This window comes from Hydrogenophaga sp., assembly GCF_011772445.1.
Lineage (GTDB): Bacteria > Pseudomonadota > Gammaproteobacteria > Burkholderiales > Burkholderiaceae_C > Hydrogenophaga.
Map to the genome: position 1 here is coordinate 277,753 of NZ_WVZN01000017.1, position 20,072 is coordinate 297,824.

Genomic DNA, 20,072 nt, shown 5'->3' on the forward strand with positions numbered 1-20,072 from the left:
CATGTCTTCTGATCGGACAGACGCCCCCGCCGCCACGCCGCAGGCCGCCCCGGCCGCCGAGCGCCGCAACGTGCTGCAGAACGCGCTGGCGGCGATCGAGCGCCTGCAGTCGCGCCTGGACGCGGTCGAGCGCGCGCGCCACGAGCCGATCGCCATCGTGGGCATGGCCTGTCGCCTGCCCGGCGGCGTCTACGACACCGATGCCTTCTGGCAACTGCTGACCGAAGGGCGCGACGCCGTCGGCGAGGTGCCGGCCGATCGCTGGAACGTGGACGATTACTACGACCCCGACCCGAACAAGCTGGGCAAGGCACGCACCAAGGCCGGGGCCTTCCTCGACCAGATCGACCAGTTCGAGCCCAGCTTCTTCGGCATGTCGCCGCGCGAGGCGGCCGGGGTGGACCCGCAGCAGCGCCTCCTGCTGGAGACCACCTGGGAGGCGATGGAGCACGCCGGCATCCCGGCCGACCAGCTCGACGGCAGCCTCACCGGCGTGTTCGTGGGCATCACCTCGATGGACTACGCCGACCGCATCGACGTGGCCGACCCGGCGCGCAGCGACATCTACCTGGCCACCGGCACCGCGCTGAACGCGGCGGCCGGCCGCGTGTCCTTCACCTTCGGTTTCCGCGGGCCCTGCATGGCGATCGATACCGCCTGCTCGTCTTCGCTGGTGGCCATCCACACCGCCTGCCAGAGCCTGCGCGACGGCGAGAGCAACCTGGTGGTGGCCGGCGGCGTGAACGCCATCATGTCGCCCGACCCCTTCGTGCTGATCTCCAAGTGGGGCATGTTGTCGCCCGACGGCCGCTGCAAGACCTTCGACGCCAGCGCCAACGGCTTCGTGCGCGGCGAAGGCTGCGGCCTGGTGGTGCTGGAGCGCCTGTCGGACGCCGTGGCCAATGGCCGTCGCATCCTGGGCGTGATCCCTGGCTCGGCCATCAATCAGGACGGCCGTTCCAGCGGCCTGACCGTGCCCAACGGGCTGGCGCAGCAGGAAGTGGTGGGCCAGGCCCTGGCGGCAGCGCGCCTCAAGCCCGCCGACGTGAGCTACGTCGAAGCCCACGGCACCGGCACCTCGCTGGGTGACCCGATCGAGGTCGAGGCCCTGGCAGCGGCCTATGGCGAAGGCCGCCGCGCAGACGAGCCGCTGCAACTGGGGTCCGTGAAATCCAACATCGGGCACCTGGAAGCGGCCTCGGGCGTGGCCAGCCTGATGAAGCTGACCCTGGCGCTGCAGCACCGCCAGTTGCCGGCCAGCCTGCACGTGAAGCAGCTCACCCCGTCCATTCCCTGGGCCAGCCTGCCCGTGCGCGTGAGCACGGCCCTGCACGAATGGACGCTGCCGTCGAGTGGTCGACGCATCGCCGGCGTCAGCGCCTTCGGCTTCAGCGGCATGAACGCGCACGTGCTGGTGGAAGAGGCGCCACCCCCTGCGCCGCTGGCGCCCGCGCCCGAGCGGGCCCTGTTCTGTCTGCCCGTGTCCGCGCGCAACGACGCCGCGCTGGCCGCGCTGGCCACCCGCTACGCCGACCACCTGGAGGCGCACCCCGATGAGCGACTGGCCGACGTCTGCGCCACGCTGGCCATCGGTCGCTCGCACCTGCCGCTGCGCACCGCGCTGGTGGCGGCCGATCGTGAGGACATGGACCGGCAACTGCGCGACCTGGCGGGCAAAGGCGAGGCGCCCGCCGCCGCCAGCGCCGCTGCGCGCCACCGCGTGGCCTTCCTGTTCACGGGCCAGGGCTCGCAGTGGGCGGGCATGGGGCGCGAGCTGTACGACGCGGAACCGGTGTTTCGCGCCACCATCGAGCGCTGCGCGGCCGTGCTCGACCCGCTGCTCGGCCGGCCGCTGCAGGCCTTGCTGTTCGAAGACAGTGGCGGCCTGCTCGACCAGACCGGCAACACTCAGCCGGCGTTGTTCGCGATCGAAGTCGCCATGGCCGCCACCTGGCGCGCCTGGGGCATCGAACCCACGGTGGTGATCGGCCACAGCGTCGGCGAGTTCGCGGCGGCCGTGGTGGCCGGTGTGTTCAGCCTGGAGGACGGTGCCCGCCTGATCGCGGCGCGCGGGCGCCTGATGCAGGCGTTGCCCGCTGGCGGTGCCATGGTGTCGGTGCAGGGCGACGTGGAGCGCGTGAAACAGGCCGTGGCCGCGCACGCCGACAAGGTGTCGGTGGCGGCCTTCAACGCGCCGGGCAACGTGGTCATCGCCGGTGCCGGCGCCGAGGTGAACGCCATGGCCGCCGACCTGGCGGCCCTGGGCATGCGCACGCAGGCGCTCACGGTCTCGCACGCCTTCCACTCGCCGCTGATGGACCCGATGGTGGAGGAATTCCGCCGCATCGCCGAGCAGGTGGTGCACCACGAACCACGGATCACCTGGGTCTCCAACCTCGATGGCGCACCCCTCGATTGGTCGCGCTGGAGTGGCCGCATGGCCGAGTACTGGGCGCGCCACGTGCGCGAGCCCGTGGCCTTCGAGGCCGGCGCCAAGGCCCTGGGCGCGACCAACTGCGACGTGCACCTGGAGGTGGGCCCGCACCCCACGCTGATCGGGCTGGGCATGCAATGCCTGGCAGGCGAAGGGCGTGTGATCGACTGGCTGCCCTCGCTCAAGCGAGGCAGGCCCGCCTGGGCCACGGCCTTCGAGAGCGTGGCGCGCCTGTACACGCGCGGCGCGCGGCTCGACTGGCGCGCCATCCAGGGCCCGGGCGTGCGCCACAGCCTGGCTTTGCCCACCTATCCCTTCCAGCGCCAGCGATTTCTGGTGCCCTTCAAGACCGCCACCCGGCGCGCCACCGGTCCCTCGGTGCACGAGCTGCTGGGCACGCGTCTGAGCGTGGCCGGCGTGGTGGCGCAGTTCGAGCGCGTCGTCGACTGTCAGAACCCGCCCTGGGTGGCCGATCACCGCATCGCCTCCGAGGTGGTGATGCCGCTGGCTGCCTACCTGGAGGCCGCGTTGTCGGCCGTGCGCCAGGTGGACGCCACGGTGACCGCGCTGGATGCCGTGGAAGTGGGCGAGCCCATGCCCCTGCCCGAGGGCGAGTCGCGGCTGATGCAGGTGGTGGTGGACCGCACGGGGGCCGGCGCACCGCTGCGCGTGCGCGTGTTCAGCCGCCACGCGGCCCGCGAGGACGGCGAGTGGGCGCTGCACGCGAGTGCGCTCGCCTCGGCGGCAAGCGCTGCGTCCGCCGCGCACGAGCCGCTGTCGCGTGTGGCCGCCTCGCTGACGAGCCAGCGGGAGGTCGCCCCGTTCTACGACAAGATGCGCCAGCTGGGCGCGGACTTCGGCGAGGGCTTTCGAGGCATGCGCCGCGTCTGGTGCGGCGTGGCCGAATCGATCGGCGAGGTCGAGCTGGCGCCGGAGAACCTGTCGGCGCACCTGATGCACCCCGCCCTGATGGACGCCTGCTTCCACGTCTCCGCCGTGGCGCTGGACACGCTGCCGGGGGCCGACGACGGGCGCATGTACCTGCCGATCGGCGTCGAGCGTTACCACTGGTATGCCGCGCCCCAGGGCCGCCTGCGCAGCCACGCGAAAGTGCGCCCTCCGGCCGTGCGCGGCGACATGCTGCTCATCGACATCCAAGTGGAGACGATGGACGGCCAGCCTGTCGCGTTTCTCGAAGGCATGCGCTGCCGGCGCGCCAGCCGCGACATGTTCCGCCAGCGCGTCGAAGCGCAGGTGGCCGGCTGGCTGTACGAACTGGCCTGGGAACCGCAGGCGCCAACGCCCGTGGCCGACCCCGCGGCCGCCGCCGCCGGCCGCTGGCTGGTCTTCGACGAGGGCGAGGGCCGCGGCGAGCGGCTGGCCGACGCACTGGCGCGCCATGGCGCGCAGGTGGTGCGCGTGGTGCCCAAGGGCGGCGCGGACGCGGACGCGCCTGGGGTGATCGCCATCGACCCCGCCGATGCCAAGGCCTATGCGGACCTGGTGTGCGCGGGCGGCGAGGGCGCGGCCTTGCGCGGCGTCGTCTCGCTATGGCCCTTGCGGGTGCCCGCCCTGGACGAGGACGACTTGCCCAGCACCGGTCAGGCCCTGGGCACCGAAGCGGCCTTGCTGCTGCTGCAGGGCCTGGCCGCGGCCGAGGCGTTCGAAGGCCAGCAGCCCCGGCTGTGGATCGTGACGCGCGGCAGCCAGAGCGTGGACGGCACCGAAACCCTGCGCATCGAACAGGCGCCCGTGGCGGGCCTGGCGCGCGTGGCGGCCTCCGAGCACCCCGAGTGGCGCGTGACCCTGGTCGACCTCGACCCCGAGGCCACGCCCGGCGAGGCGCGCCTGCTGGCCGACGAGGTGCTGGCCGACAGCGCCGAGCCGCAGGTGGCGCTGCGCAAAGGCGTGCGCCACGCCGCGCGCCTGGCGCGCCGCGCGCGCCCCGGCGGCGCGCATGTGGACGATGCGCCGATCCGGCTGCACATCGCCGAGCGCGGCACCCTGGAAAACCTGCACCTCGGCCCGGCCGAGCGACGTCCGCCCGGCCCGGGACAGGTGGAGATCCGCGTGCGCGCCAGTGGCCTGAACTTCCGCGACGTGCTGAGCGCGCTGGGCATGTACCCGGGCGAAATCAAGCACCTGGGCAGCGACTGCGCGGGCGAGGTGGTGGCGCTGGGTGAAGGCGTCACGCAGTTCCAGATCGGCGACCGCGTGGTCGCCATGGCCGACGGCTCCTTCGCCAGCCACGCCACCACGCGCTGGGAGTTCGTGGCGCCGCTGCCGGCGGGCGTGAGCTTCGAGCAGGGTGCGGCCATTCCCACGGCTTACCTCACGGCCGATGTGACGCTCAACCTGATCGCCGGCATGCGCGCCGGCCAGCGCGTGCTCATCCACTCGGGCGCCGGTGGGGTGGGCATGGCGGCCATCGCGCTGGCGCGGCGCGCGGGCGCGGAGATCTTCGCCACCGCCGGCAGCCCCGAAAAGCGCGAGGTGCTGCGCCGCCTGGGTGTGCACCACGTGCTCGATTCGCGCAGCGCCTCGTTTGCCGACGAGATCGCCCGCATCACCGGTGGCAAGGGCGTGGACATCGTGCTCAACTCGCTCGCGGGCGAGCTGATGGACCGCAGCTTCGAGTCGCTGGCCGACGGCGGCGTGTTCCTGGAGATCGGCAAGCGCGGCCTGTGGACGCACGAGCGCGTGGCCGCCCTCAATCGCGGCCTGAGCTACCACATCGTCGACTGCAACGACAACGCGCGCGACACGCCGCAGATCGTGGGCGAGATCTTCACCCGCGTGCTCAAGGACATCGAGAGCGGCGTGCTGCCCTGGCTGCCGCTGACCACCTTCGCCTTCGAGGACGCGCCCGACGCTTTCCGCTTCATGGCGCAGGCGCGCCACATCGGCCGCGTGGTGTTTCGCCACACCGTTGCGCCGCGCAAGCTGGAGCAGGCGGTGCGCGAGGACGCGAGCTACCTGGTGACCGGTGGCCTGAAGGGCCTGGGCCTGGTGGCCGCGCGCTGGCTCGCCGCCGAAGGCGCGCACCACCTGGTGCTGGCCGGGCGCAGTGAACCCGATGCCGCGGCGCGCGAGGCCATCGCCGAGATGGCGGCGCAGGGCGTGAGCGTGCGCACCGTGGCGGCCGACGTGTCGAGTGCCGAGGGCGTGGCCGGCGCGCTGGCCGCGCTGCAGGGCCTGCCTCCCCTGGGCGGCGTGATCCATTGCGCGGGTGTGCTCGACGACGGCGTGCTGATCAAGCAGAGCACCGAGCGCTTCGCCAAGGTCATGGGCCCCAAGGCCGACGGTGCCTGGCGCCTGCACGTGGCGATGGCCCGGGCCGGTCTCAAACCCGACTTCTTCGTCCTGTACTCCTCGCTGTCGGCCGTGTTCGGCTCGGCGGGGCAGGGCAACTACGTGGCCGCCAACGCCTTCCTCGACGCGCTGGCGCGGCGCCGGCGCGAGGCCGACCTGCCGGCGCTCAGTGTCAACTGGGGCGCCTGGAGCGAAGTGGGCATGGCCGCGCGTGGCGACACCGCGGCGCGTGCGGGGGCCCAGGGTCTGGCGGCCCTCTCGCCCAAGGAGGGCATGCAGGCGCTGGACCTGCTCATGCGCGAAGGCGCGGTGCGCGCCTCGGCGGCCCCCATCGACTGGGCCCTGCTGAGCCGCCAGATGCAGGGCGCTCACCCCCCGCTGCTGAGCCGACTGCTCGAAGCCGCCCAGGCGCAAGGGTCCGACAGCGCCGTCGGCGCCACGGCACGGGTCGATTACGCCAGCCTGCCCCCGGCCGAGCGCGAGCAGCAACTGCTGGCGCTGGTGCGCCGCGAACTCGCCACCGTGCTGGGCCTGGCCGGCTCACCACAATCCATCCCGGTGGACCAGGGCTTCCCGACGCTGGGACTGGACTCGCTGACCTCGGTGGAACTGCGCAACCGCCTGCAACAGGCCCTGGGCCGTACGGTGGCCGCCACCGCGGCCTTCGAATGGCCCACGGTGCAGGCCATGGCCGGGCACCTGTCCGGTCTCTACGGCGCCGCCGAAGGCGCCAGCACACCCGATACCGACCGAGAGGAAATGACCCTGTGAGCGATACCGCCGAGCTGATCCAGCGGCTGGCCGCGCTGGACATCCAGTTGAAGCTGGATGGCGAGCGCCTGAGCGTGAATGCGCCCAAGGGCGCGGTCACGCCCGAGTTGCGCGAAGAACTCGGGCGCCGCAAGGAAGAAGTGAGGGCCTGGCTGCAGGCGCAGCCCGCCCGCGGCGGTGGCGAAGGCGCGCGCCAGTCCGCCCTGGTGGCCGTGCCGCGCGGCGAGGACATGCCGGTTTCGCACACCCAGCAGCGGCTGTGGTTCATCCGCCGCATGGACCCGAACAGCCACGTCTACAACATCGCCAACGTCATGCGTCTGGACGGGCCGCTGGACGAAGCCGCGCTGGGGCGTGCCATGGCCGACATCGTGGCCCGGCACGAGAGCCTGCGCACGCGCTTCATCGAGGCCGACGGCGTGCCGCGTTGCGTCATCGAGGCGCAAGCGCCGCTGGTGATCGAGCGCATTGACTTGACCCACCTGCCCGAGGCGCGCCGCGACGCGGCCGCGCTGGACGCCGCGCAGGCGGTGGCCGCGAAGCCCTTCGACCTGGCGCGTGCGCCGCTGCTGCACGCGGCGCTCATCCGCACCGCGGCCGATTCGCATGTCTTCGTCTTCGTGCTTGACCACATCGTGTCGGACGGCCTGTCGATGGGCATCTTCATGCACGAGTTGCAGGCCCTCTACAACCGCCACGCCGCAGGCAGCGCGGACGGCCTGCCGCCACTGCCCATCCAGTACATCGACTACGTGGAGTGGGAGCGCGACAACTTCGAGCGGGGCGCACTCGACGAGCACATCGCCTTCTGGAAGCGCCAACTCGCGGGCCTGCCTTCCATGCTGCAACTGCCCACCGATCGCCCACGCCCGCCGGTGCAGACCACGCGCGGACGCCGCAGCGTGGTGCAGCTCCCACTGGACCTGTCGGAACGGCTCAAGGCCTTCGGGCGCAGCGAAGGCACCACGCTGTTCATGGTGCTGATGTCGGCCTTCCAGGCCCTGCTGCACCGCTACAGCGGTGAGTCCGACTTTGCCGTCGGCTCGGCCATCGCCAACCGCAACCGATCCGAGATCGAGCCCGTCATCGGCTTCTTCGCCAACAACATCGTGCTGCGCGCCAACCTGGAGGGCAACCCGACCGTGCGCGAGCTCATGTCGCGCGTGCGCGAGACCGCGCTCAAGTCCTATGCGCACCAGGAGATGCCCTTCGACATGCTGGTCGACGTGATCGGCGCGCGCCGCGAGCTGGACCACTCGCCGCTGTTCCAGGTGCTGTTCGTGCTGCAGCACTTCAGCCTCACCGGGCTGACGCTGGACAAGCTGCAGTGCCAGGTGATGGAGCTGCCGCTGAACACGGCCCGCTTCGACCTTGCGGTGGACGTCTTCGACGTGCCGAACCTCGGCCTGCGGGTCTACTTCGAATACAACAGCGATCTCTTCGACGAGGCCACCATCGTGCGCCTGCAGGGCCACTTCGAGCAGTTGCTGCGCGGCTTCATCGACACGCCCGACGCCCGCATCGCCGACCTCCCCCTGCTCACCCCCGCCGAAGAGCGCCAGCTGCTGATCGACTGGAACGCCACCGCCGCGGACTACCCGCGCGAGCAGACCGTGCACGGCCTGTTCGAGGCGCAGGTGGCGCGCACGCCGCAGGCTGTGGCCGTGCGTTTCGAAGAGCAGTCGCTGAGCTACGCCGAGCTCAACGCGCGCGCCAACCGCCTCGCCCACCACCTGCGCGCGCTCGGTGCCGGCGCGGGTTCGCTGGTGGGCGTGTGGATGGAGCGCGGCCTGGACATGGTGGTCGCGATCCTGGGCATCCTGAAGGCCGGCGCGGCCTATGTGCCACTGGACCCGGCCTTTCCCAAGGACCGCATCGACTACATGATGGAAGACGCGGAGCTGGCCATCGTGGTCACGCAGTCGTCGCTGGCCGATGGTTTGCCCGATGGTGTGCACGGCGTGCGCCTGGACGCCAGCGAGGCCGAGCTGGTGTCGCAGTCGCCGCTGAACCTGCCGGCCAGCGCGGGCGCCAGCGACCTGGCCTACGTGATCTACACGTCCGGCTCCACCGGCCGCCCCAAGGGCGTGATGCTGGAGCACCGCTCGGTGGTGAACTTCCTGCTGTCCATGCAGCGCGAGCCGGGCATCACCGCGCAGGACCGCTTCGTGGCCGTGACCACGCTGTCCTTCGATATCGCGGGCCTGGAGATCCACGGCCCGCTGACGGTGGGTGGCACGGTGGTGCTGGCCGCGCGCGCCACCGCGCTCGACGGCCTGCGCCTGGCGCAACTGCTGGAGCGCCACGAGGCCACGCTGTTGCAGGCCACCCCCGCCACCTGGCGCCTGCTGCTGGACAGCGGCTGGCGCGGGCGGCCCGGCATGAAGATGCTGTGCGGCGGCGAAGGCCTGCCGCGCGAGCTGGCCGACAAGCTCATCGCCACCGGCGGCGAGCTCTGGAACATGTACGGCCCCACCGAGACGACCATCTGGTCCACGGTGCAGCGCATCACCGACACGGCGCGCGGCATCTCCATCGGCCGGCCCATCGCCAACACGCAGGTGTACGTGCTGGAGCCTTCCGGCCTGCCGGCGCCCGTGGGCGTGGGCGGCGAGCTGTGCATCGGCGGTGACGGCCTGGCGCGCGGCTATCGAAACCGCGACGAACTCACCGCCGAGAAGTTCGTGACGCTGGACCTGCCCGGCGTGGGCCCCACGCGCGTGTACCGCACGGGCGACGTGGTGCGCTTCCTGGCCGACGGCCGCCTGGAGTTCCTGGGCCGGCGCGACCACCAGGTGAAGGTGCGGGGCTTCCGCATCGAGCTCGGCGAGATCGAGACCGTGCTCTCGCGCCACCCCGGCATCAAGAGCAACGTGGTGCACGTGCGCGAGGACACGCCCGGCGACCAGCGCCTGGTGGCCTACGTGGTGCCCACCCCCGGCGCCACGCCCGAGGCCGAGGCCATGCGCGCCACGCTGCGCGCGCAATTGCCCGAGTACATGGTGCCCGGGCAGTTCGTGGTGCTCGACGCCTTTCCGCTCACGCCCAACGGCAAGGTGGACCGCAAGGCCCTGCCCGTGCCCGAGGCGAGCGCGCCCAGCGAGGCCGACGAAGTGGCCGAGGCGCTGATGTCGCCCGTGCAGCGGCAGGTGGCCGCGCTGTGGCGCGGCATCCTCAAGCTCGACCGCGTGGGCCTGCACGCCAACTTCTTCGACATCGGCGGGCATTCGCTGCTGCTGGTGCGCCTGCAGGCCGCGCTCAAGCGCGAGTTCGGCCAGGAGATTCCGCTGGTCGAGCTGTTCCAGCGCACCACCGTGGCGGCGCAGGCGGAGCGCCTGGGCGCGCCGGCGGGCACGAACTCGGCACTGGAGCGGGCGCGCGCCCGCGCCGCGAAACAGATTCAGGGTTGACGGATGGACCACACGGACAACAAGGACCTCAGGGACAAGTACCCCGCGCACGCCATCGCCATCGTCGGCCTGGCGGGGCGTTTTCCGGGTGCGAGCGACCTCGACGCCTTCTGGCGCAACATCCGCGAGGGCGTGGAGTCGCTGGAGGACTTCAGCGACGAGGACCTGCGCGAGGCCGGGGTGGACCCGGCGCTGAGCGCGCAGCCCGGCTACGTGAAGCGCGGCACCGTGCTGCAGGAATCGGAGCACTTCGACGCCGCCTTCTTCGGCCTGTCGCCGCGCGAGGCGCAGGTGATCGACCCGCAGCAGCGCATCTTCCTGGAGTGCGCCTGGGAGGCGCTGGAGCACGCGGGCTACGCGCCGGGCGCCATCGAGGCGCCGGTGGGCGTGTACGCGGGCGCGAGCATGAACAGCTACCTGTTCTCGCAGATCCTGCGCAACCCGGCGCTGGCGGCGGCGGTGGGCGGCTACCAGCTCATGCTCGGCAACGACAAGGACTTCCTCTGCACGCGCGTGTCCTACAAGCTGGACCTGCGCGGCCCCAGCATGACGCTGCAGACCGCCTGCTCCACCTCGCTGGTGGCGGTGCAGGCGGCCTGCCGCGCGCTGGAGCGCCACGAGTGCGACATGGCCCTGGCCGGCGGCGTGTCGCTGAGCTTTCCGCAGCGCGGCGGCTACCTCTACCAGGAGGGCATGATCCTCTCGCCCGACGGCCACTGCCGCCCCTTCGACGCCGACGCCAAGGGCACGCGGCCCGGCGCGGGCGCGGGCATCGTGGTGCTCAAGCGTCTGAGCGATGCGCTGGCCGACGGGGACACCGTCCACGCCGTCATCCGCGGCGCGGCCATCAACAACGACGGCGCGGGCAAGGCCGGCTACACCGCGCCCAGCGTGGACGGCCAGGTCGAGGCGATCGCCACCGCGCAGATCCTCGCCGGCGTGGAGCCGCGCAGCATCGGCTACATCGAGGCGCACGGCACGGCCACGCCGCTGGGCGACCCGATCGAGATCATGGCGCTGCGCCAGGTGTTCGAGGGCGGCACCGACGAGCGCGGCTTCTGCCGGCTCGGCTCGCTGAAAGCCAACCTGGGCCACCTGGACGCGGCGGCCGGCGTGGCCGGCCTCATCAAGGCCGTGCTGGTGCTGAAACACCGCGAACTGCCGCCGCTGGTGAACTTCCAGCGGCCCAACCCGCAACTGAACCTGGAGGCCTCGCCCTTCACCGCCAGCGCCGAGGCCGCGCCCTGGCCAGCCGGCGCCACGCCGCGCCGCGCGGGCGTCAGCTCCTTCGGCATCGGCGGCACCAACGCGCACGTGGTGCTGGAAGAAGCGCCGGAACCGGCGCGCGAGGCGGTGGACGCGGGGCCTCAACTCATCGTGCTGTCCGCACGCACCGAGGCCGCGCTGGACGCCGCCACGCAGCGTCTGCAACAGCACCTGCGGGACCACCCCGAGGCCAGCCTGCGCGACATCGCCTGGACGCTGCAGACCGGCCGCCGCGCCTTCGCGCAGCGCCGCGTGGTGGCGGCGTCCTCCGCGGCCGAACTCATCGCCGCGCTGGACGCGCCGCAACGCGGGCCCGTGTTCAGCGCGCGCCACGAAGGTGGTGACCGCCCCGTGGCCTTCCTGTTCAGCGGGCAGGGCAGCCAGTTCGCCGGCATGGGCGCGGGCCTGTACGCGCAACACCCGGTCTACCGCGACGCCGTGGACCGCTGCGCCGGGTTGCTGCGCGAGCCCCTGGGCCGCGACCTGCGCGAGCTGCTGTTCGCCCCCGCGGGCGACAAGACCATCAACGAGACGCGCTACGCGCAACCCGCGCTGTTCGTCACGGAATACGCGCTGGCCCTGCTGTGGCAAAGCTGGGGCGTGCGCCCGGCGGCCATGCTGGGTCACAGCATCGGCGAGTACGTGGCCGCGCACCTGGCGGGTGTGCTGTCGCTGGCCGACGCGCTCACGCTGGTGGCCGCGCGCGGCCGGCTGATGCAAGGCATGGCGCCCGGCGGCATGGCCGCGGTGCACATGGCCGAAGGCCCGCTGCGCGCCTGGCTCACGGCGAACGCGCCCGCGCTGGAGATCGCGGCCGTGAATGCGCCGGGTCTGTGCGCCATCGCCGGCCCGCGCGAGGCGCTGGACGCGGGCCTGGCCGCGCTGGCCGCGCAAGGCACCGAGGCGCAGGCGCTGCACACCTCGCACGCCTTCCATTCCTCGATGATGGACGGCGTGCTGGAGCCCTTCACCGCGCTGGTGAGCGGCCTCACGCTGAACGCGCCCACCGTGCCCTACGTCTCCAACCTCACGGGCCTGTGGATCACGCCGGAGCAGGCCACCTCGCCCGCGTACTACGCCGAGCACCTGCGCCGCGCGGTGCTGTTCGAGGCCGGCGTGCGCATGCTGGCGGCCGACGCCACGCTGCACCTGCTGGAGGTGGGCCCGGGCCGTGCCCTCGCCACGCTGGCTGGCATGGCGCTGGGTCCACAGGGCGCGCGCCGCGTGGCGGCGTCGCTGGGCGGCGCGCGCGAGGCGAAGCAGGAAGCGCCCGCCGTGCTGGAGGCCGCGGGCCGCCTGTGGCTGTCGGGCGTGTCGCTGAACTGGGCGGGCCTGCATAGCGGGCGGCCGGCGCGCCGCGTGCCGTTGCCCACCTACCCGTTCGAGCGCCAGCGCCACACGATCGAGGCGTCCGCGCCGACGGCCGCCCCCGCCGCCGTGCCGGCCGCTGAAGCGAACGATGCCAACACCGTGGCCTTCAGCCGCGACGTGGCCGACTGGCTGTTCGCGCCCACCTGGGCGCGCGCGCCGCTCAACCGCGCGGCCACGCTCTCGGGCACCTGGCTCATCGCGGGCGGTGCCGACGCACTGGCCGAGGCGCTCGCGCGCCTTGTGCGCGCGGCCGGTGCGCAGGTCGTTCGCCTCCGGGAACCCGGGGAGGCCGGGCCGGCCGTGACCCAGGCCCGCGCGGGGGGTCAGCCCGTGGTGGGCGCCTTCGCCCTGTGGGGCCTGCAGACCGACCCAGCCAAGAACGCCCAGGCGAGCCATTGGCTGCACCACGCGCCCGTGGCCCTGGCCGCCGCGCTGGCGCCCACGGCCAGCGAGCCGGTGCGGATGGTCGTGGCCACCGCCGGCGCGCACAGCGTGCTCGGCGAGCCCGTGGTGCGGTCCAGCGGCGCGCTGGCCGTGGGCCCCGTGCTGGCTCTGCCGCTGGAGGTGCCGGGCTTGCGTCTGCGCCAGCTCGACCTCGAGGCCGGCGCGGCGGACGAGCTGGCCGCGCAACAACTGTTCGACGAAGCCCTGGCGCGCGATGAGGAAGACATGGTGGCGCGCCGCCAGGGCCAGCGCTGGCTGCGCCGCCACGAGCACACCGCCTTGCCAGCCGCCCGCGCCGATGCCCTGCCGCTGAGCGACGGCGCCGTGGTGCTGATGACGGGTGGGCTGGGCGGCATGGGCCTGGCCATCGCGCAGCGCCTGGCCGAGCGCCGCCGCGTGCGCTGGCTGTTGACCGCGCGCACGGCGCTGCCGCCGCGCGGCGAGTGGGACGCCTGGCTCGCGGCAAAAGGCGCCGACGATCGCCACTCGGTCACCATCACCGCACTGCGCGCCATCGAAGCGGCGGGTGGCGAGGTGGAGGTGGCCACGGCCGACGCCGCCGACGCGACCGCCATGGCCGCTGCCGTGCAGGCCGCGCGCGCGCGCTGGGGCCGCATCGACGCGGTGATCCACGCGGCCGGCGTGGCGGGCGAGGGTTCGCTCTCGGCGCTGAAGACGCCCGAGGCCATCGAGGCCGTGCTGGCGCCCAAGCTGGAAGGCCTGCGCGTGCTGCGCGAGCTGCTGGCCGACACGCCGCTGGAGCTCGTGGTGCTGATGAGTTCCATCAACGCCGTGCTGGGCGCGCCCGGCGTGGCCGACTACGCCTCGGCCAATGCCGTGCTCGACGCCTTCGCCGAATCGTCCGAGGTGCCGCCGGCCTGGCACCGCGTGGTGGCGTTCGACTGGGGCGCCTGGCGCGAGGTCGGCATGGCCGCCAAGCTGGAGGTGCCGGCCTGGCGCCGCGCGGCCTGGGACGCCTACCTCGCCAAGGCCATCGGCACGCAGGACGGGCTGGACGCCTTCGAGCGCGTGCTCGCCAGCGAACTGCGCCGCGTGGTGGTCGTGCCCTACGACCTGCCCAAGGCCTTGTCGCTGACGCGCGCGGCCGCGCTGAAGCCCCCGGCCGAGGCGCCGCGCGCCGAGGCCGCGGTGCGCGAGCCCACGCCCGTGAAGGACGCTGCACCCGCCGCCGCGCGCGCCGTGAACCCCGACGAGCTGCCGCAAGGCGAGGTGCAGACCCGCCTGGCCGCCATCTGGGTGGAACTGCTGGGCGTGGACAGCGTCGCCTCGCACGATGATTTCTTCCATCTTGGGGGACACTCCCTGCTGGCCACGCGGGTGCTCGCGCGCATCCGCGAATCCATGGGGGTGCAACTGGCGTTGCGCGACATGTTTGACGCGTCCACCCTGCAGGCCCTGGCACAGCGGGTGCAGGAGGGCATGGCCACCGCTGAAAGCAACGATGACGATCGGGAGGAGATCGAGTTTTGAACGCGCGTGAACTGCTGCACCGGCTGGAGGGGCTGGGTGTGGACCTGGAGGTGGCCGAAGGCCGGCTGCGCGTGAGCGCCAGCCGCGGCCGGCTCGACGACGAGCTCAAGACTGCCATCGCCGGGCACAAGACCGAACTGATGGCGCTGCTGGCCGAGCGCGGCGGGGTGGCGCATGCGCCCCACGCATCGCATGCGCCGAAGATCGACGCCGCGCCGCGCGCCACCGTGGCACACGACGGCCTGCTGCCACTCTCGCTGTTCCAGGAACGCCTGTGGATCCTGCAGCAACTGGAGCCCGAGAGCACCACCTACCTGCTGGCGCTGGCGTGGCCAGTGAGTGGCGATGTGCCGCGGGATCAACTGTTGGCCGCCGTGCAGCGCGTGCACGCCCGCCACCTGGGCCTGCGCGTGCACTTCGTGCAAGAAGGCGATGTGCCCGGCGCGCGCCGTGTGGACGTGCCGCCCGTTGCTGTTCATGACCTGCGCCACCTGCCCGCCAACGAGCGCCTGGGGGCCGTGCAGGCTGCGCGTGATCGCGCGGTGCACACGCCCATCGACCTCTCGCGCCAGACCCCGCTGCGCTTCGAGCTGCTGGACTTCGCGCCCGAAGGCTACGCGCTCATCGCGGCGGCGCACCACATCGCGGTGGACGCCTGGTCGCTGCAGATCCTGCTGCGCGAGCTGGCGCAGGAGCTGAAAGCACCCGCGCCCGCGCCCGAACCGTCCGCCGGCCCCGCGCGCCTGCAGTACGCCGACTACGCCGCCTGGCAGCGCGAGCACCAGCACCCCGAGGCCATCCGCGCCGAACTCGACTGGTGGGACGAGGCGCTCAAGGGCGCGCCGCAGACCTCGATGTTCCCGCCCGACCTGCCGGCCAGCGACGCGCCCGCGCGCGGCGCCACGGTGGACTTCGAGTTCGACGCGGCCTTCAGTGCCGCGCTCAAGCGCTGGGTGCACGAGCGCCACGCCACCGTCTACATGGCCTTCCTGGCCGCCAGCGCCGCGCTGCTGCGCGCGCACACGGGGCAGGGCGACGTGCTCATCGGCAGCCCCATGGGCGTGCGCGAGCGCGCCGAGTTCGAGGACCTCATCGGCCCTTTCGTGAACCTGCTGGTGCTGCGCCTGCGCATGGCCGACGACCCGGATTTCACCGAACTGCTGGCTCGAGCGCGCGGCGCCCTGCTGGACGCGCACGCGCACCGCGAGACGCCCTTCGAGGCCGTGGTGGAACGTGTGCGCCCGGTGCGCAGCTTCCAGCACTCGCCGCTGTTCCAGCTCGCCGTGGTCTACCACCAGGCCGGCGGTGCCGCTGGCGGGCAAGGCGACGTGGCCGTGCACAGCGGCGGGTCGCTCAACGAGATCACCTGGTTCGCGCGCGAGCACGAGGGCCGCATCCTGTGCAGCCTGGAGTACCGCAGCGACCTGTACTCCGCCGCGCACATGCAGCGCCTGGCCTCTCAGTTGCAGACGCTGCTGCGCGCCGTGGTGGAGCAGGGCGACGCGCCGATCAGCCGCCTGCCGCTGCTCACCGCCGACGAGCGCCGGCAGATCCTGGTGGACTTCAATGACACCGCACGATCGCTCGACACCGCCCCCTTCGTGCGCCAGTTCGAGCGCCAGGTGGCGAGCGCGCCGGACCGCGTGGCTGCGGGCTTCGAGGGCGCGTCGCTGAGCTACGGCGAACTCAATCGCCGCGCCAACCAGTGGGCGCGGCAGCTGCGCGCGCTGGGCGTGGCCCCTGGCGTGCGCGTGGGCGTATGCGTCGAACGCTCGCTGGACATGCTGGTGGCCCTGCTCGCGGTGCAGAAGGCCGGCGGCGCCTACGTGCCACTGGACCCGGGCTTCCCCGCCGAGCGCCTGGCCTACATGCTGGAGGACAGCGGCGCCAAGGTGCTGCTCACGACCGGCGAAGCGGCCGACGCGGTGGACGCGCCACCCGGTGTGCGCGTGTTCGATCCGGCGCGCGAGGCCGCGGTGCGGCAGGCGCTGGACAGCGAGGACCTCGATGGAAACGCCGCGCCAAGCGACCCGGTCTACGTGATCTACACCTCGGGCTCCACCGGCCGCCCCAAGGGCGTGGTGGTGTCACACGGTGGGCTGAGCAACTTCCTCGGCTCGATGCGCGAGGCACCCGGCCTCACGGACGGCGACGTGGTGGCCGCCGTCACCACCATCTCTTTCGACATCGCCGGCCTGGAGCTCTACCTGCCGCTGCTGGTGGGCGCGCGTGTGGAGCTGCTCTCGCGCGAGACCGCGAGCGACGGGCTGGACCTGGCTGAGGCGCTGCAGGCCTGTGGTGCCACGGTGCTGCAGGCCACGCCGGCCACCTGGCGGCTGCTCATCGAATCGGGTTGGCAGGGGGCGCCCTCGCTGCGCGCCTTCTGCGGCGGCGAAGGCCTGCCGCGTGAACTGGCCGATGCATTGCTCGCGCGCGTGGGTCAGCTCTGGAACCTGTACGGCCCCACCGAGACGACCATCTGGTCCACCGCCGAACGCGTGGCGCCATCGCCGGCGCCGGTCAGCATCGGCCGGCCCATCGCCAACACCCAGGTCTACGTGCTCGACGCGCACCAGCAGCCCCTGCCCGTTGGCGTGCCCGGCGAGCTGTGGATCGGTGGCGCGGGCGTGGCCCTGGGCTACCACCAGCGCCCCGAACTCACGGCCGAGCGCTTCGTGGCCGATCCGTTTTCGCCGCAGGCCGGCGCGCGCCTCTACCGCACCGGCGACCTCGCTCGCTGGGACGCCGAGGGCCGCCTGCAGCACCTGGGCCGGCTCGACCACCAGGTCAAGATCCGCGGCTTCCGCATCGAACTCGGCGAGATCGAAACCCGCCTGGCCACGCACGAGGCCGTGCAGCAGACCGTGGTGATGGGCCGCGAGGCCGCGCCCGGCGACCTGCGCCTCGTGGCCTACATCGTCTTCGCGCCCGGCGCCGACCTGACCGCCAGCGACGTGCGCCGCCACCTGCGCCGCGACCTGCCCGACTACATGATCCCGTCCGTGGTGGCGGCGGTGGACGCGATCCCGCTCACGCCCAACGGCAAGGTCGACCGCGCCGCGCTGCCCGACCCCTTCAAGAACGCGGTGCAGGCCGCGCGCCACTATGTGCCGCCCGAGGGCGGCGCGGAGCAGACCATGGCCGAGATCTGGCGCGACATCCTGAAGGTGGAGCGCGTGGGCGCGGAGGACAACTTCTTCGAACTCGGCGGGCACTCGCTGCTCTCGCTGCGCGTGGTGCTGGCGGTGGAGCAGAAGCTGGGCTGGCGCATGGACGCGCGCACCTTGTTCTTCCAGAACCTGCGCCAGGTGGTCGCTTCGGCGGCCGCGGGCAAGGGGGTGCTCAAGGCATGACGCCCCTGTACTTCGGCGAGCGTTCGCGCCGCCTGTTCGGGCTCTACACGCCCGCGCATGCCACCGGTGGGCGCGCGCGCGGCGCCGTGCTGTGCGCGCCCTGGGGCGCGGAGTACCTGCGCGCGCACCGCAGCATGGCCCAGCTCGGCAAGTGGCTGGGCGAAGCGGGCGTGCACGTGCTGCGCTTCGACTACCACGGCACCGGCGACTCGGCCGGCGACATGGGCGAGGCGCGCATCGACGGCTGGATCGAGGACGTGCAGACCGCCATCGACGAATTGAAGGACACCGCCGGCCTGCAGCGCGTGACGCTGGTGGGCCTGCGACTGGGCGCCACGCTGGCCGCGCGCGCCGCCGCGAAGCGCCGGCGCGAGGTGGACGGCCTGCTGCTGTGGGACCCGGTGATCAGCGGGCGTGAACACCTGGCGGAGTTGCGCGCCCTGCACGCGCAGACCTTGCACACGCGCGGCCTGAGCGACGGGGCCTCGGAACTGCTGGGTTTTCCCATGAGTGAGGCGCTGCTGCGGGACATCGAGGGCATTGACCTGTTGGACCCCGCGCCAACTTGGCCCGCGCGCACGCTGGCCGTGGTGAGCGAAACGCGCGAGGCCTGGCGCGCGCTGGGTGCTGCGCTGCCGCCCGGCGATGGCTCGGCCGTCGAGTCCATGGAGGTGCAGCCGGCCTGGCTGGAAGACCGGCACTCGGGCGCGGGCGCCGTGCCGGTGAGGCTGCTGCGGCGAATCGTGGACTGGACGGGGCAATGAGCCATCACGCCGCCGAACAGACACTGCTGCTGGGCCAGAGCAAGGGCCTGGTCGGCGTGATCACGCCGCCGCTGCCACCGGCCAATGGACAGGCGCCGCGCGAAGACGCGCCCTTCGTGGTCATCCTCAACGCCGGCATCATCCACCGCGTCGGGCCCAACCGCCTGCACGTCTCGCTGGCGCGGACCTTGTCGGCCGATGGTTTTCCCGTGCTGCGCGTGGACCTGTCCGGCCTGGGCGACAGCGCCGCGCGCGAGGACGGCTTGGCCCCGCTGGACGCGACCCTGGCCGACATCCGCGAAATCATCGACACCCTGGAGGCGACGCGGCAGGTCAAGCGCGTGGTGCTGATGGGCCTGTGCTCGGGCGCCGACCACTCGGTGATCTATGCCTCGACCGACCCGCGCGTGGTGGGCGTGGCGCTGCTGGACCCGTCCATCCCGCGCACCACGGGCTACTACGTCAAGCACTACTCGGGCCGCTTGCTGAGCCTGCGCACCTGGAAGAACGTGGCCATGGGCCGGCACCCGCTGTGGCAACTGCTGAAGAAGCGCCGCGCGCAGGAACTGCCCGTGTTGGGCGAAGGCGGCGGGCCCGCCGACATGGCCTCTGCCCGCCCCGCCGTGACGCTGGAGCACCCCGAGGTGCGCGCCTTCCTCGAAAACGCCTACGGCCGCGCCCTGGGCAACGGCGCGCAATTCCTCGCCGTGCTCACCTCCGACCGCGAACGCCAGCACAACTACCGCGGGCAACTGGAAGACGCGTTTCCCTCGCTGGACTTCAAGGGGAAGCTGCTGATCGAGTACTTCGATCGCTGCGACCACACGTTCACGACGCTGGCGAGCCAGCAGCGGTTGGTGGGCTTGGTGAGGCGGTGGATGGGCGGCACCGGGTTTCGCTGAAGCTGAGCCGATGTTTGACCACGGGTTCGGCAGAAAGCGGCCCTGATGATGATTCAGTGATCCCCGCTATGAACTACCGCCCTTGCGGTATGGGCGTAGAGATCGCCTCCTGATGTGATCGCGCGAGCTGTGCATGTGGCACGGCGTTGGTGATCAGCATCAGGGAGGAAGCAGATGAACCGTCACCGCCACCGTGTGGTGCTCAAGCCCGCGCGCGGGCTGGCGTGTTCTGTGCAATGGGCCGTGGCCCTGGCCGTGAGCAGCCCGCTCACCAGCCCGCAGGCCTGGGCGCAGATCGTGGCCGACCCCAGCGCCCCCGGCAACCAGCGTCCCACGGTGCTGACCGCCCCCAACGGCGTGCCCCTGGTCAACATCACCACACCCAGCGCCGCCGGTGTCAGCCGCAACACCTACCGCCAGTTCGACGTCGGCACGCCGGGCGCCATCCTCAACAACAGCCGCACCGCCACGCAGACGCAACTCGGCGGTGGCGTCGCGGGCAACCCCTGGCTCGCCACCGGCCCCGCGCGCGTCATCGTCAACGAGGTCAACTC

7 protein-coding genes are annotated in these 20,072 nt (G+C 72.5%); all 7 read left to right on the forward strand.

What is annotated here, in order from left to right; all coding sequences use genetic code 11:
• The first annotated feature begins 1 nt into the window (after position 1).
• Positions 2-6,517 carry a type I polyketide synthase gene (locus GTO19_RS08045; RefSeq protein ID WP_291020109.1) on the forward strand — a complete coding sequence of 2,172 codons (6,516 nt, stop codon included), beginning with the start codon at positions 2-4 and terminating at the stop codon, positions 6,515-6,517.
• Positions 6,514-9,927 carry an amino acid adenylation domain-containing protein gene (locus GTO19_RS08050; RefSeq protein WP_291020112.1) on the forward strand — a complete coding sequence of 1,138 codons (3,414 nt, stop codon included), beginning with the start codon at positions 6,514-6,516 and terminating at the stop codon, positions 9,925-9,927. The genes GTO19_RS08045 and GTO19_RS08050 overlap by 4 nt, the downstream gene beginning before the upstream one ends.
• A 3-nt stretch (positions 9,928-9,930) precedes the next feature.
• Complete coding sequence (locus tag GTO19_RS08055; RefSeq protein WP_291020114.1) at positions 9,931-14,499, forward strand: type I polyketide synthase; 4,569 nt, start codon at positions 9,931-9,933, stop codon at positions 14,497-14,499.
• Positions 14,496-17,852: an amino acid adenylation domain-containing protein gene (locus GTO19_RS08060; protein ID WP_291020116.1), complete on the forward strand. Its 3,357-nt coding sequence runs from the start codon at positions 14,496-14,498 to the stop codon at positions 17,850-17,852. The genes GTO19_RS08055 and GTO19_RS08060 overlap by 4 nt, the downstream gene beginning before the upstream one ends.
• Positions 17,849-18,616 carry an alpha/beta hydrolase gene (locus GTO19_RS08065; protein WP_291020118.1) on the forward strand — a complete coding sequence of 256 codons (768 nt, stop codon included), beginning with the start codon at positions 17,849-17,851 and terminating at the stop codon, positions 18,614-18,616. The genes GTO19_RS08060 and GTO19_RS08065 overlap by 4 nt, the downstream gene beginning before the upstream one ends.
• Positions 18,613-19,518 carry an alpha/beta fold hydrolase gene (locus tag GTO19_RS08070; RefSeq protein WP_291020120.1) on the forward strand — a complete coding sequence of 302 codons (906 nt, stop codon included), beginning with the start codon at positions 18,613-18,615 and terminating at the stop codon, positions 19,516-19,518. Before GTO19_RS08065 ends, GTO19_RS08070 begins: the two co-directional genes overlap by 4 nt.
• A gap of 174 nt (positions 19,519-19,692) precedes the next feature.
• On the forward strand, positions 19,693-20,072 hold a 380-nt coding region (locus GTO19_RS08075), incomplete at its 3' end, for a hypothetical protein (RefSeq protein ID WP_291020122.1).